This window comes from Mesorhizobium sp. M7A.F.Ca.CA.004.06.1.1, assembly GCF_003999135.1.
GTDB lineage: Bacteria > Pseudomonadota > Alphaproteobacteria > Rhizobiales > Rhizobiaceae > Mesorhizobium.
In genome coordinates this window covers 1-14,476 of sequence record NZ_RZPQ01000067.1, presented here as the reverse complement: position 1 = coordinate 14,476, position 14,476 = coordinate 1, and the positions used below count along the sequence as shown (strand labels likewise).

16 protein-coding genes are annotated in these 14,476 nt (G+C 63.0%); 13 read left to right on the top strand and 3 right to left on the bottom strand.

All coding sequences use genetic code 11. The features are described 5' to 3' along the window. A partial coding sequence (locus EN906_RS07020; protein ID WP_164777117.1) for a GGDEF domain-containing protein occupies positions 1–514 on the top strand: 514 nt, incomplete at its 5' end. Between the two features lie 58 nt (positions 515–572). Here EN906_RS07020 and EN906_RS07015 read toward each other — a convergent pair. Beyond that, on the bottom strand, positions 573–2,120 hold the full coding sequence (locus EN906_RS07015) for a GMC family oxidoreductase N-terminal domain-containing protein (RefSeq protein ID WP_164748746.1): 1,548 nt from the start codon (positions 2,118–2,120) through the stop codon (positions 573–575). 43 nt (positions 2,121–2,163) lie between these two features. Further along, positions 2,164–2,841 (bottom strand): FCD domain-containing protein, encoded by a 678-nt coding sequence (locus EN906_RS07010; RefSeq protein ID WP_127267698.1) that lies wholly within the window; start codon positions 2,839–2,841, stop codon positions 2,164–2,166. A gap of 204 nt (positions 2,842–3,045) precedes the next feature. On the opposite strand from EN906_RS07010, the gene EN906_RS07005 reads away from it, so the two are divergent. The 10 genes from EN906_RS07005 to EN906_RS06965 all read left to right on the top strand — a co-directional run bounded on the left by EN906_RS07005 (position 3,046) and on the right by EN906_RS06965 (position 12,146). Then, positions 3,046–4,674, top strand: a complete 1,629-nt coding sequence (locus tag EN906_RS07005) for a choline dehydrogenase (RefSeq protein ID WP_127267699.1) — start codon at positions 3,046–3,048, stop codon at positions 4,672–4,674. 290 nt (positions 4,675–4,964) lie between these two features. Beyond that, positions 4,965–6,116: a cupin domain-containing protein gene (locus EN906_RS07000; RefSeq protein WP_027039500.1), complete on the top strand. Its 1,152-nt coding sequence runs from the start codon at positions 4,965–4,967 to the stop codon at positions 6,114–6,116. An 80-nt stretch (positions 6,117–6,196) separates the two neighbouring features. Then, on the top strand, positions 6,197–7,330 hold the full coding sequence (locus tag EN906_RS06995) for a hypothetical protein (RefSeq protein ID WP_127267700.1): 1,134 nt from the start codon (positions 6,197–6,199) through the stop codon (positions 7,328–7,330). Between the two features lie 6 nt (positions 7,331–7,336). Next, positions 7,337–7,747, top strand: a complete 411-nt coding sequence (locus EN906_RS06990; protein ID WP_127267701.1) for a RidA family protein — start codon at positions 7,337–7,339, stop codon at positions 7,745–7,747. Between the two features lie 26 nt (positions 7,748–7,773). Continuing rightward, positions 7,774–8,394, top strand: coding sequence for a glutathione S-transferase family protein (locus EN906_RS06985; RefSeq protein WP_013529861.1), 621 nt, complete (start codon positions 7,774–7,776; stop codon positions 8,392–8,394). Beyond that, positions 8,394–9,323 carry a 5-formyl-3-hydroxy-2-methylpyridine 4-carboxylate 5-dehydrogenase gene (gene fhmpcd1, locus EN906_RS06980; RefSeq protein WP_127267702.1) on the top strand — a complete coding sequence of 310 codons (930 nt, stop codon included), beginning with the start codon at positions 8,394–8,396 and terminating at the stop codon, positions 9,321–9,323. Before EN906_RS06985 ends, fhmpcd1 begins: the two co-directional genes overlap by 1 nt. Positions 9,324–9,326: 3 nt before the next feature. Then, positions 9,327–9,464, top strand: coding sequence for a hypothetical protein (locus EN906_RS37210; RefSeq protein ID WP_164748745.1), 138 nt, complete (start codon positions 9,327–9,329; stop codon positions 9,462–9,464). Further along, a complete protein-coding gene (locus EN906_RS06975) occupies positions 9,454–10,284 on the top strand; it encodes an ABC transporter ATP-binding protein (RefSeq protein ID WP_127270364.1) in 831 nt (276 codons plus the stop codon). The genes EN906_RS37210 and EN906_RS06975 overlap by 11 nt, the downstream gene beginning before the upstream one ends. After that, positions 10,281–11,096 (top strand): ABC transporter permease, encoded by an 816-nt coding sequence (locus tag EN906_RS06970; RefSeq protein ID WP_127267964.1) that lies wholly within the window; start codon positions 10,281–10,283, stop codon positions 11,094–11,096. Before EN906_RS06975 ends, EN906_RS06970 begins: the two co-directional genes overlap by 4 nt. A gap of 39 nt (positions 11,097–11,135) precedes the next feature. Further along, entirely contained in the window at positions 11,136–12,146 is a 1,011-nt protein-coding gene (locus EN906_RS06965) for an ABC transporter substrate-binding protein (protein ID WP_127267963.1), read from the top strand. 38 nt (positions 12,147–12,184) lie between these two features. Here the strand turns inward: EN906_RS06965 and EN906_RS06960 are convergent, their stop codons facing one another. After that, positions 12,185–12,610 carry a hypothetical protein gene (locus tag EN906_RS06960; protein WP_127267962.1) on the bottom strand — a complete coding sequence of 142 codons (426 nt, stop codon included), beginning with the start codon at positions 12,608–12,610 and terminating at the stop codon, positions 12,185–12,187. A 100-nt stretch (positions 12,611–12,710) separates the two neighbouring features. On the opposite strand from EN906_RS06960, the gene EN906_RS06955 reads away from it, so the two are divergent. Both EN906_RS06955 and EN906_RS06950 read left to right on the top strand, forming a co-directional pair. Beyond that, complete coding sequence (locus EN906_RS06955) at positions 12,711–13,739, top strand: BMP family protein (RefSeq protein ID WP_127267961.1); 1,029 nt, start codon at positions 12,711–12,713, stop codon at positions 13,737–13,739. Positions 13,740–13,817: 78 nt separating this feature from the next. Beyond that, a partial coding sequence (locus tag EN906_RS06950) for an ATP-binding cassette domain-containing protein (RefSeq protein WP_127375112.1) occupies positions 13,818–14,476 on the top strand: 659 nt, incomplete at its 3' end.

Here is a 14,476-nt window from a genome sequence, read left to right as displayed (position 1 = left end):
CCGGGAACTCGACAAGTCGGCAACCTTCGACACCATGACCGGCTGCCTGAACGGAGCGGTCTTCACGTCGATGGTCGAAAAAAGAACGGCACGGCCGTCGGTACCGGGGCCGAAATCGGGCGCCTTCCTGGTCATCCATTCGGAACATCTGCGGTCCATCAACCTGCGCTTTGGTCTTGAATGGGGCGATCAGGCCTTGCGGCTCATAGCCTCGACCATACAATCGTCGGTGCGTGCGGAGGATCTGGTTGGACGCATGGGGACGTCGATGTTCGGGGTTTTCCTCGCCGGCGCGACCGAAGCAGAAGCCAGGGAAATCGGCGAGCGTATCCGGGCGCGCATCGCGCAAGTCTATTTCGCGCCAAAAGGGACCGAGGATGCCCTGACCGTCAAGGTCGGCGGCGTGGTGTTCGAAAACCAGGTGGAGTTCGCGGACATGTTCCGGTCCGCCGAGCAGCGCATGGCCGGCGTCCAGGACGGAGCCGCGTTTGAACTGACGCATCTCCATAGCTGACAATCGCTGGGAGCCAGAGCCATTCGGAACCCAGGGGAACTGTCGGACGCGGCCGCGGTTACGCTGAGGACGGGGTAGCCCGTGAAGACGCCGCCCAGGTTTCGGCGATGGCGACGATCGCGGCGTTGATCGGTCCGCTCGGGATCGCCGGCATCACCGAGGCGTCTACGACAAAGGCATTGTCGAAGCCGTTCAGCCGCAAGTCAGGATCGACGACGGCCTCAGTGTCACGACCCATCCGGCACGTGCCGGCCGGATGGTGATGGGTGGAAGCAGCCCTGGCGATGAAAGCATCGAGTTCGGCATCGGACTGAACCGGTGCGCCTGGCAGGATCTCCATATCGCGCCATTCGCCCAGAGCCGCATGATGGCCGACCATGCGCGCCCGCTTCAACGCCATCCTGAATGTCGCGCGATCGTGTTCGGTTTCGAGGTAATGCGGGTCGATGACCGGCTTGTCATTGCGACCAGGCCCGCTCGGTGTGATGCGCCCGCGGCTTGTTGGATGAGTGACGCCGCACAGGATGGTAAAGGCCGAGCCATAAAGCGGGGTCTTCAGGCCCTCGGCCGCCGACGGCGCGACGACGCAGGCCAGCACGATATCGGGACTTCCCGTGGAGCGGGTCGGGTCATCGCTGTGCAGGTACATCAGCGATTCGGAGTGCTGCAGGCGGGAAGGCGGCACCGGCTTCTTCGTGCTGTAGACATTGCCGAGAGCCAGCAGATGATCCTGCAGGTTGCGGCCGACATCGTCGCGATCGGCAAGGCAACGTATGTCAGCTTGCTTCAGCGTATCGGGACAGCCAATGCCCGACCGCATGAGGATGAGCGGCGTGGATACTGCGCCGGCGCAAAGGACGATCCGGTCGGCGCAGAGCGTTCCGGTCTGGCCCCCGCACACCACGCTCACGCCCGTGATCTTGTGGCCGTCCAGCACCAGGTGCTCGACCTCGTGGCCGGCAAGCAAGGTCAGGTTCGGCCGCGCCATGACCTGCGACGACAGATAGGCGTCGGCGACGCTCAGGCGCTTGCCGTCACGTATGTTGAGTGAATTGGGACTAGTGCCGACCAGTTCGCCGCTGTTGTGGTCGCTCAGGGCGGGAGCACCCATGGCGCGCCCGGCGGCGATGTAGGCCCGCACGACCGGACTGACTTCGGCGTCCGGCAGATAGACGTCCAGCGGGCCACTCATGCCGCGTGTCGGCCCGTCGAAGGCAGTGAAGGCTTCGCTGCGGATGAAGCCCGGCAACAACCCCCGATAGGACCAGCGCTCGCCGCCAGCTTGCGCCCAGGGTTCGAAATCATCGGCATGGCCGCGGACATAGGCCATTGCATGCAGGCAGCTCGAGCCGCCGACGATCCTGCCGCGCGGCCATTCATGGACGCGGTTGGCGGTGAAGGGCTGGGGCACGGTCCGGTAGCTCCAGTCGTAGGCGCGGCCCTGAAGCATCGTCCATTTCAGCGGATCGGCGATGTCGGGATCGGCCGGCATCGCCCCGGCCTCGACGAGGCCGACCTGGCACGACCGGTCTTCACTGAGCCGGCTGGCAACAACCGAGCCGGCGGATCCCGCACCGATCACCAGCACGTCGAAATGACGTTTCAATTTGAAATTCCCCGCACAGGCTCACTATCGGAAGCTGATACGATCACGCGGCAAAGGCGCCGGCATTCGACCGTTCCATGATCTGTCTCTGCACGGACAAAAGGTGCGTGCGCATTGCGGCCTCTGCCGCTTCGGGATCGCGCTGCGAGATCGCTTCGGCGATCAGGCGATGCTCGCCGTCGCGGTGGGCGATCCGCTTGGGGCAGGTGGGGGCTGCGGTGCGCGCAACTTTCACCCGCGCATCGACGCCGACCTGGCGCAGCATCTTGTAGAATTCCGCGGCGAGATGGTTGCGGGCCGCGGCAACGATCGCGAGATGGAAAGCGAAGTCGACCTCACCCGACGGGGCGTTCTCCGGCGTGGTTGCCGCGTCGAGGATCCGCGCCGTCTCGAAAGAGGAGGCGCGCAGCGACGCCAGTCGGGCAAGGCCCGGCTCCATGATCAGGCGCAATTCCAGGACCTCGATCGGATTGGTTACCCTGACCAGTTCCTCGCCATATCTCGGAAGGGCGGTCGGCGCCCGCCTGGCGCGCGCCGGTTTGAGGTCGCCCGAAAGGCGCAGCACTTCAAGCGCCTTGCGAAGCTGATGGCGCTTGACGCTCAGATGTTGCGCAAGATCGCGCTCGGACGGAAGCTTGCCGCCGCCCTGCTGCAACTGGCGGACCGCGGCGATGATGTCGTCGAGATCCGATGGTCCGACCTGCGGCTCGAATGCGCTCAAAACCAAATCTCCTGTCCGATCGGCAGACCGCCGACTCAACGTCCCGACATCATATTGTGACACGAAAACCTGTTCGACGGCACTCAACCAATTCAACCAATCTACAACTGTACGCAATGGTTGACAACACTAGTTGCGCGATGGTTGACTGCCCATGTCGACGGTTGCCATCGCGGCGGACCGTCTTTCTCCCGAGGATCACGCATGCCGGCTGGCGAAACCTTTGACTACGTCATTGTCGGTGCGGGATCGGCCGGCTGCGTGCTGGCGAACCGGCTGAGCGAGGACCCTGCCGTATCGGTGCTTCTGCTGGAGGCGGGGGATTGGGACCGCGATCCGATGATCCACATCCCGCTCGGCTGGGGCAAGATACTGACCGAGCGCCGCCACGACTGGATGTATTTCTGCGAGCCCGAGGCCAATGTCGGCGGGCGCAAGGTCGAATGCGCGCGCGGCAAGGTCATCGGCGGCTCTTCCTCCACCAACGCCATGGCTTATGTGCGCGGCAATCGCGGCGACTACGATCGCTGGGCGGCAAGCGGCCTGACGGATTGGTCGTTCGACAAGGTGCTGCCCTACTTCAAGAAGCAGGAGCGCTGGGAAGCGGGGGAAAGCCGGTACCGTGGTGGCAGCGGGCCGCTGAACACCCAGTTCTGCCGGTACAAGGACGAACTGATCGATGCCTTCGCCACAGCCAGCCGTGATGCCGGATACCCGCAGACCGACGACTATAACGGCGCCATACAGGAAGGCTTCGGCCGGCTGCAGATGACGATCGCCAACGGCCGCCGCTGCTCGACCGCGACCGCCTATCTGCGGCCGGCCATGCGCCGCGGCAATGTCAAGGTGCTGACCGGCGCGATGGCGACGAAGATCCTGCTCAGGGATGGGCGCGCGGCGGGCATTGCCTACACCAGAGGCGGGGCGAGCCATGAAGTTCTGGCGCGGCGCGAAGTCCTGCTTGCCGGCGGCGTCATCAACACGCCGCAGCTGATGATGCTGTCAGGCATAGGCGACGGCGGTGAGCTCGCGGCGCATGGCATCGAGACGAAGGTCGATCGTGCGCAGGTCGGAAAGAATTTGCAGGACCATGTTTCGGTCATCCTGATGTATCGGCGCAAACAGCCGGGACCGTTTCTCAAGATGATGCGGGCCGATCGTATCGGGCTGGATTTCGTCAAGACCTATCTCACCGGAAAGGGCTTTTCGGGAGATGTGCCTGGCGGCGTCGTGGCATTCCTGAAGAGCGACGCAAGCCGGCCGCTGCCGGACGTGCAGCTGCTTTTCACCGCTGCACCGCTGGGGGCATGGCCTTACATGTCGCCGTTCAAGGCGCCGTTCGCCGACGGCTTTGCGACCCGTATCGTTGCGGTGCAGCCGGAGAGCCGCGGCAGCGTCAAGCTGGCGTCGAGCGATCCGGTCGCTGCGCCGCTGATCCACCAGAACTTCCTGTCCTCGCAGAGCGACTGGCAATCGCTTCGCGCCGGCTTTCGCGTTGCGCGCAACCTTGCCAGCCAGCCGTCCATGGCTCCGTTCGTTGGCGCGGAGTTCTTTCCCGGCCCGAAATGCGAGAGCGACGAAGAGATCGACGAGCATATCCGCAAGACCTCGATCACCGTGCATCATCCGGCCGGCACGTGCCGCATGGGCGTCGATGCGGCATCGGTGGTCGATCCGGAATTGCGGGTGCGCGGCATCGCCGGACTTCGTGTCGTGGACGCCTCGGTCATGCCCGACCTCGTCTGTGGTAACATCAATGCGGCGGTCATCATGATCGCCGAAAAGGCCGCGGATCTGATCCGCAGCCGCGCTCAACAGAGCGTGGCGGCCTGATAGAGGCGGCCGGAATACAACCAAAGTCTTTTGGTTGAGACTGAAAAACTGCGTTGGTTGGACTGTCATGCGCTTCCGCATGGCCGTGGCGAAGCGGTTCCACGCCCTGATTGCGAGCCGTATCTCGCGCATTTCTAGGCTATTCTGCCTATTTTTGGGCATTTGCCTTCCAAAAATGCACCTCAACCAAAAACTTATAAAATTCGCAATTTGGCTATTGTCGAGCAAAACCAATGCGAATACGGTTGAGTTGGTTAGAAGTATTTTCTTCGTGACGAGAGGTGTCCGATATGTCCCTGGCGCAACCAGCTAACGATGTGCTCACCAACAAGAAGGCAGCACTCAAGGGCCTCTATGACGCCCTCTACGCAAAGAACATGTTTCCGTTCTGGGCGACGTCGGAAGGCGTCGACCATGACGAGATCAAGCAGCTGATGGCGACGTCGAAGGCCGTTCCCTTCGTGTGGTCCTATTCGGACATCGAGCCGCTGCTGCAGCGCGCCGCCGAACTGGTGACCATGGACGACAGTGAGCGCCGTTCGCTGATCCTGGTCAATCCCGGTCTTGCGCCCAAGCGTGCATCGGTCAGCACCATGTACACCGCCTACCGCCTGAACGATCCCGACGAGATCATGCCGCCGCACAAGCACTCGCCGAGCGCCATCCGCTTCGGCCTGACCGGCAAGGGCAATTTCACCGGCGTCGAGGGCGAAGACGTGGTTTTTGGCCCGGGCGACATGGTGCTGACGCCCAACGACGCCTGGCACAATCATGGCACCGTCGGCGGCGAGCAGGCGGTCAACCTGTCGGTGCTCGACTTGCCGCTGGTCGAAACGCTGCATGCCGTCCATTTCGACCACAAATACACCGAGATGGTCGATGGCAAGGAAGTCGAGAAGAAGGTGCAGACCGCCCGCTATCCCGGTGACTACTCACAGCGCATCTATGGCGAGGGTGGCCTGATGCCGCGTTTCGTCGACCACAAGCGCGGCGGCGGCCTGTCGTCGCCGATGTATGTCTATCGCTGGGAGAAGATGGAAGCGGTCCTCGACGCCCACAAGGATTGGGATGGCGACCCCCATGAAGGCATCGTCATCGACTATGTCGATCCGACCACCGGCGGACCCGTCTTCCACACCATCAATTTCTACGTGCAGATGCTGCGCCCCGGCGAGAAGACCTTGCCGCAGCGCGAGACCGCCAGCCTGCTCTTGGCGCCGTTCCGCGGCAACGGCCATTCGATCATCGACGGCAAACGTTATGACTGGAACCAGTTCGACACCATCGCCATACCTGGCGGTTCCTGGGTCGAGCATGTCAACGGCTCGTCGAGCGAGCCGGTGATCTTCTTCGGCGCCACTGATGCGCCGACGCAGAAGGCGCTGCTCCTCTACAAGCGCTGGGGCCGCAACCAGGCCGGCGATCTGCTCCGCCTCGTCTAGTTTCCGGTCCTTCGGCAAGCACTGTCCCGCCGCGATTGGCGGCGTGGACATCGAAAACGACGCTTCAGCAGCAAGGGTGTATGCATTTGGTTTCGGCGTTCAACACCAAGCAGATCGGCCATGTCGACTGTCCAGGCGGCGGCCAGGTCTGGGTCGATGGCAACATCCTTTATATCGGCCACATGCGGCCGCCGAGCGGCACGACGCTGGTCGATATTTCCGACCCGCGCAATCCGCGCAAGATAGCCACGATCGATGTTCCGCCCGGCTGGCACTCGCACAAGGTGCGCGCCAAGGATGGGCTGATGATCATCAACCACGAGCGCTTTGGCGATGCCGGCCCGGCCGATTTCGGCGGCGGACTGGCGCTTTACGACACAACCAAGCCGGCGCAGCCCAAGCTCATCTCGAAATGGATAACCGGCGGCAAGGGCGTCCACCGCTACGACTTCGACGGCCGTTACGTCTACATCTCGCCGACCGCCGACGGTTATGTCGGCAACATCGTGATGATCCTCGACCTGATCGATCCGGCACAGCCGGTCGAGGTCGGACGCTGGTGGATACCCGGCCAGTGGACGGGTGGCGGCGAAGAATACCCGTGGCATGACTATGTCACGCCGCGTTGCCACCATCCGCTGCGCATGGGCGACCGGCTCTATGTCAGCTACTGGCATCACGGCCTGTTCATCCTCGACATTTCGGACATCACCAAGCCGAAACTGGTCTCGCACGTCAATTCGAGCCCGAGCTTTCCGCATCCCACCCACACCTGCCTGCCGATCCCGCAGTTGCTGAAGGGCCGCAACATCATGGTGGTGGCGGACGAGGATGTCGCCAAACTGCGACCTTCGCCGCCGGCCTTCACCTGGATCTACGACATCACCGACGAGACCAACCCGTTGCCGATCTCGACCTTCCAGGTGCCGGGCCTCGACCCGGATGGCGCGCCGCAACCGCCGATGACCGGCTGCCACCAGCCCTCCGAGCGGTTCAATGGAACCGTCATTCCGTTTGCATGGTTCGCGCAGGGGCTGCGCCTCGTCGACATCGCCGATCCGTTCGCGCCAAAGGAAGTCGGCCATTTCATGCCCGACGCGCCGGAGGGGGCGGAGCGTTCCTCGTCCAACGACGTGACCATCGACGACCGCGGCATCGTCTACCTGATCGATCGCATCCGCGGCGTCGACATCATCGAAACCAGCGTTCTCTAGGGGGGTATGTTGAGCGACAGCACGCGAAAATCCGCCAGCCACTACGCCATCGGCAACAAGAACCCGAACCTGCCGTTTCATCCGGCGGTGCGTGCGGGCGATTTCATCTTCGTCTCGGGCCAGGTGCCGAAGGACGAGAACAACAACGTGATCAGCGGCACGATCGAGGAAGAGACGCTGGCGACGCTGAAGACCATTGCACGCGTCATCGCGCATGAAGGCGCGACGCTGTCGGATGTCGTGCGGATCACCACCTATCTCGAGGATACGCGCGATTTCGGCCGCTACAACAAGGCGTTCCTCGAAGGGATCGGCGACGCCGTTCTGGCACGCACGACCGTCGAGGCAAAGGCCGTCATCAACACCAAGATCGAAATGGACGCCATCGTCTACAAGCCGCTGCCGGCGAGCAAGTAGGCCTTGGACACTAGCGAGGAGACGACATGTACAAGCTGTTAGGCCGCCAGACATCAGGCAACGTCCAGAAGGTGCTCTTCATGCTCGAAGAGCTGGGGGCCTCCTACAAGCGCGAGGATTATGGCCGCCAGTTCGAGAACACGCAGACGGCGGAATACAAGGCGCTCAACCCGACCTCCAAGGTGCCGACGCTGGTCGACGGCGACACCGTGATCTGGGAGTCCAACACCATCCTGCGCTATCTCGCGGCATTCGGCGGCGAACAGTTGAATGGCGCCACGCCGGCCGAAAAGACCGAGGTCGAGCGCTGGATGGACTTCCTGCTGGCTGCGGTCAATCCGGGCTACCTGGCGGCCTTCAAGGGCGCCAAGCTCACGCCCGAAGAACAGACCGCCGAATACAAGGAACAAGTGAAGGACCTTGTCGCGCAGCTCAAGATCGTCGACGGCCACCTGGCCGGCAAGGACTTCCTGGCGCTCGGCAAGCTGACCCTTGCAGACATTGCCTGCGCGCCGATCCTGAAGCGCTGCGTCGACTTCAAGATCGACCGGCCGTCGATGCCCAATCTGGAGCGCTGGGTGGCCGCAATCGCCGCCCGGCCGGCTTTCAAGGCGGCAACCACTGCTGCTCCCGCAAAGGCGGCATGATGATCAAGCGCGCCGCTCTCATCGGACTGGGAACGATGGGTCCAGGCATCGCCGCGCGGCTTTCGCGCGGCGGGCTCGATGTGACGGCGTATGATGTTTCGCCAGGGGCAATCGAGCGCGCCCGCGGCATGCTCGATCTCGCCGGCGGCGTGCTCGACCGTCTCGACATCAAGGCGCCCGGGACTGGCGCCGGCAGCGTGCGTTTCGTCGAGACGATCGCCGAGGCCGTCGATGGCGCCGAACTGGTGATCGAGAACGTGCCCGAGAATATCGACATCAAGGCGCAGACCTATCGCGACATCGATCCGCTGATCGGCCCGTCTGTCATCGTCGCCTCCGACACGTCGGGCATCCCGATCACCAAGCTGCAGGCGCATATCTCGCAACCCGAGCGGATGGTCGGCATGCACTGGTCGAACCCGCCGCACATCATCCCGATGATCGAGGTGATCGGCGGCGAAAAGACCGCGCCTGAAACCGTGACTGTTATCCGCGATCTCATCCGCTCGATCGGCCTGCTGCCGGTGGTGGTGAAGAAGGACGTTCCAGGCTTCGTCGAGAACCGCGTGCTCTATGCGCTGCTGCGCGAGGCGGTCGATCTTGTCGAGCGCGGCGTCATCGAGCCGGAAGACCTCGACACCTGCGTATCCTGGGGCATCGGCTACAAGATTGCCGTCATCGGCCCGATGGCGCTGCTCGATATGGCGGGGCTGGATATCTACAAATCCGTCTCGTCCTTCCTGAATGCCGATCTCTCCAACCGTGACGATGTCGCGCCGATGGTGCTGGAGAAGACGGCCGCGTCGAAGTTCGGCATCAAGTCGGGCGAGGGCATGTTTGCCTACACGCCCGAGCAGACAAAAGCGCTGCAAGGTGAACGGGCGCGCAAGCTCGTCGCGGTGCGGCGCATCCTGGAAGGCCGGGAGTAGCCAATGTCACATGGTGCGCAGAGGGCAGGCCGGTTCGAGGAGTTCCACCGGTCGGCTGTTTGTGTGAAGGGCGCCTTCGCCATCAAGATGGTGCGGGTGCGGCAGAAAACAGCACGCGGGGCGGCAAGCCATGCGCATTGAAACCATCCGAGCCGCCGGCGACAGGCCGGCCCATATCCGCCATGACGATCTGATCTCCGCCAAAGGCGTTTCGGTGGTCATCGCCCGGCAGCTGATCCTCAGGAACATCGATCTTTCGGTGCCAAAGGGATCGTTCGTTTCCCTTATCGGCCCTTCCGGCTGCGGCAAGAGCACTTTGCTCAAGGTGCTGGCCGGGCTGGTGCAGCCGACCCAGGGCAGCGTTTCGATCGCCGGGCTCGCGCCGATCGAGGCTGCGCGCAAGCGGATGATCGGCCTCGTCTTCCAGGACGCCAACCTGCTCCCCTGGAAAAACGCCGTCGACAATGCCTCGCTGCTGCTCGGCATCGCCGACAAATCGCTGTCGCGCTCGGATCTGCGGGCGCGCGGGCAGGAGATGCTGGAATTGGTCGGGCTGGGCGACAGCGCCCACAAGCGGCCAAACGAGCTGTCGGGTGGCATGCGGCAGCGGGTTGCCATCGCACGGGCCCTGGCGCTCGACCCGGCGGTCCTGCTGATGGACGAACCGTTCGGCGCGCTCGACGCCATCACCCGCGATTCGATGGGCCAGTCGCTGCTGGAGATCTGGCAGCGTACCGGCAAGACGATCGTGCTCGTCACCCATTCCATCGACGAGGCCATCCATCTGTCGCGCCATGTTCACGTGCTAGGGATCAAGCCGGGGCGGATCACCGAGAGCCTCGACATTGCGCTGCCTTATCCGCGCGACCTGTCGGTCACCGAAGATCCGGAGTTCGTCAGGCTGGTGGTCCAGTTGCGAACGATGCTGCGCTCCAGCCATCAACCGGGAGGCGCGTCTTGAGCGACCAACCCATCACGGACCTTTCCGAGCCGCGCCTCGCCTCCAGCTGGAGTGCGGCGACCGGCAGTTGGCTGCCGGCGGTCATCCTCCTGCTGGTGACGATCGTGCTGTGGGAAGCGGCCGTGCGGATCTTTGCCATATCCGCTTTCATCATTCCCGCCCCTTCCGAGATCGCGAAGTCGCTGGTCGCGCAATGGGGCACGCTGATGCAGGCGACGCTGGTGACGGCGGGCGAGATCCTGTTCGGCTTCCTGGTCTCGGTCGTGGTCGGCATTGCCATTGCGCTGGTCATCGTGCGCTTCGATTGGTTGGGACGCGCGCTGTATCCGCTGGTGGTGCTGTTCCAGAACGTGCCGAAAGTCGCGCTGGCGCCGATCTTCATCCTCTGGTTCGGCTATGGGCTGGCGCCCAAGATCGGCCTCATCCTGGTCATTGCGTTCTTCCCGGTGACGCTCTCCATGCTGGCCGGCATGCAATCGGTCGATCGCTCGCTGCTGTCGCTGATGAATTCGGTCGGGGCCAGCCAGACGCAGATCCTGTTCAGGATCCGCGTTCCGCACTCGCTGCCGAACCTTATGGCCGGAACCAAGATCGCCGCCACGTTGAGCGTGATCGGCGCCATCGTCGGCGAATTTGCCGGGGCGTCGGACGGTCTCGGCTACGTCATCCAGTTCGCTTCGACCCAGCTCGACACGGCGCTGGTCTTCGCAGCGCTGCTGCTCGTTTCCGTGCTTGGCATCGCCTTCTACTACGCCGCCGAAATCCTCGAACGCATCGTGGTGCCGTGGGCGCCGAAATTCAGCCAGTCCTAGGCCCACTCGATCAACCAAATTCATAAAGGGGAACAAAACATGCTGAGACGGTCACTTATCAAGGCAGCTACCTTGGCAGCTTTTGTCGGCGCACTCGGCTTCTCCAGCGCGGCTCTGGCGGCCGACAAGGTCAACGTCCAGCTCGACTGGGTGGTGCGCGGCAATCACGCCATGTTCTTCGTCGGCAAGGAAAAGGGCTTCTTCGCCAAGAACGACATCGATGTGGCCGAGATCCGCAAGGGGTCCGGCTCGCCGGACGCGATGCGGCTGGTGGGTAATGAGAACGCGGATTTCGGGTTCGGCGATCTTCCCACGCTTGCCGTCGCACGGTCGCAGAATGTCCCGGTCGTGGCGCTGGCGGCTGTCAACCAGCACTCGCCGCTGGGGATCATTTCGCTGGCCAAGACGCTGAAGCTCACCAAGCCGTCCGACCTCAAGGGACTGACCATCGGCATTCATCCGGCCGGCTCCACCTACATCTTCTTCAAGGGTTTCCTGGCCGCCAACGGCCTGACCGAAAAGGACATGACGCTGAACAGCGTCTCGCCTCCCTATGAAAGCTATTTGCTGCTTGGCCGGGTTCAGACGGTCGTCGGCTATATCGATGCGGAGGTTCCCGAGCTGGAAGCGAAGGCCGGAGGCCCCGGCTCGCTCAGCATCATGATGGGGGCGGACCATGGGTGGAAAGCCTATGGCTCGGGCCTGTTCACCTCGCAGGCGATGATCAAGGACAAGCCGGACGTCGTACGCCGCTTCGTCAAGGCATACAGGGAGGCCTTCGACTATGTCGTGGCTCATCCGGAAGAGGCCGCCGAGATCACGGCCAAGGCCGCGCCCGGCTATGCGGAGAAAAAGGATGTACTGCTGGCGCAGATCAACGCCGACATCGCCTCGACGTTCAGCAGCCCCGACACAAAGGAACACGGTCTTGGCTGGATGACGAAGACGCAGTGGGAGGAGACCCTGAAGACGCTGACGGACCAGGGGGTGCTCAAGACGGCTCTGTCGGCGGACGACGTCTTCACCGACGCATTCCTGGCAAAAGAATAAGGGGCGCGCGGTGTTCGAACGGAAAGCCCGATGACCGCCTACCGGCAGACCAGGCTGTCCCGCGCGATGCCGCAGGACACATCACGCTCGCCTTTCGCCGCATCGGTGCGGTCGAGCGTGACCTGCACGCGGGTGGCATATGCGCGGCTCGCCAGACCGCACCACAGCCGCTCGACGGGCAGGTTCTCGCGTTTGTCGTTGAGGATCGTGAACGTGCCGGTCTTCGCATCGAACCAGAGCTCGACGCGGGTCTTCTTGCCCGGCTCGACCGTTGCGATCCCGGCTGAATACCAGTGGGCGAAGTCGGCGTTGCAGGAGAGGCTTTCGCTGCCCGCATTCGAAATCGTCAACGGAACCATGTCGAGCCCGTCAGTGCCGGTGCGGACGGTGACATGGTGCAACTCAACCGCGTTGGCGAAGGACGACAACGCCAGCATCACCGGAAGGCCATAACGGATCTTCACTTTGCCTGAGCTCCATAATGTAATTTTTCCTAGGCAGTCTATCTCGCTTTTGCGCAATAACAATAAGAATATTGATTGGTAAAACAACAGAGAGGGTAACATGTTAAAGTTTCTTAAGAGCAGTGTAAGTGCAGCTATATTGACCGGTGTCTTGATGAGCGGCGCGCTTGCCGGCGAGGTCAAGTCGATCGCCATCCTGACGCCCGAAGAAGGCACGGACTATGGCTGGAACCAGCAAGGCATCGACGCCGCCAAGGCGGCGGGCAAGGCCGCCGGCGTCGAAGTGGTCGTGGCCCAGGGCCTCGGCTATGGCGACGTTCGTCCGACCTTGCGGGAACTTGCCTCCGACGGCGCCAGCCTGTTGATCGCGCATGCCAGCGGCTACAACACCTCGGCGCCCGAAATCGCCAAGGAACTGAAAGTTCCGGTGGCGATCGTCGACACGCCAGCCGGCTTGGAGAAGGGCCTCGTCGCCGACTATACGCTGAGCGGCCACGAGGGTGCCTATCTGGCCGGCCGTCTCGCCGCCAAGGTGTCGCGTTCCAAGTCGGTCGGCATCGTCGTCTCGGGCGAACCGCCATCGTGGAATTCGCAGTCGGCGGCGTTCGCACAAGGCGTGAAGGCGGAAAACCCTGACGTCAAGATCACCTATGCGGTGATCGGCCCTGCCGCCTACAGCGACGCGGCCGGCGGCAAGCGCGTCACCGAAAGCGTGATCGCATCGGGTGCCGACATCATCTTCGGCCAAGGCAACGGTTCGAGCTTCGGCATGCTGCAGGCGGTCGAGACGACCAAGGCAGCCGATGGCGGCAAGGTCTATTTCATCGACGTCATCGGCGACAAGTCACCGATCGACAAGGGCTTCCTGCTGTCGTCGGTGGTGTGGAACATCGAGCCGGTCTATGCGGCGATGATTGCCGACCTGAAGGCCGACACGTTCGGCACCAAACACTATACGATCGGCCTCAAGGACGACTCGGTCAAGCTGCTGAAGACCGCTGCGATCCCGGACAATGCCTGGACGGAAATCCAGGCGCTGCGCGAGGACGTCATTTCCGGCAAGATCAAGGTTGAGCCGGTCTATGACGCGGCCGCCGTCAGGGCATTGATGACCAGCGTCGCCCAGTAAGGCGATCACGGCCGGCTGCCGGAGGGGTGATCCGTTCACCCCTCCGGACGATTCCCGTTTTTTTGGTGCTGGGCTTTCATGAGCGGTTTTTCTTCATCGTCCGTTGCAGGGCGCGACATCGTCGCGCTTGAAGGCGTGACCAAACGGTTCCCCGGCATCGTTGCCAATGACAGCGTCGACCTGTCGATCCGCCCGGGCGAAGTGCATGTGCTATTGGGCGAGAACGGCGCTGGAAAATCGACACTGATCGGCATGTTGTCCGGCCTGCAGCAGCCGGACGAAGGACGCATACTGGTCGACGGCAAACCGACGCCGATCACCTCGCCGCGCCATGCGCTGACACTCGGCATCGGCACTGTATTCCAGCACATGATGCTGGTGCCGACGCTGACGGTGGCGGAAAATCTCCTGCTTGGCGGGCCGTGGTGGCAGCGCCCCAGGACCGAGGAACTGGCGGCGCGCGTCGCCGAGATCACCGGCACGCTCGGCATCACCGTCAAGCTTCAAGCCAAGGTATCGGAGTTGTCGCTCGGCGAGCAGCAGCAGGTCGAGATTCTGCGCGCGATGCTGCGCAACAGCCGGCTGCTCATCCTTGACGAGTCCACGTCCATGCTGACGCCGAAAGGCATCGACGAACTCGGCGCACTGATGCGCCGCCTTGTCGAGCAGGGCCTGGCGATCGTCTTCATCACCCACAAGCTCAAGGAGGCGGCTGCCTTCGGCGATCGCATCTCGGT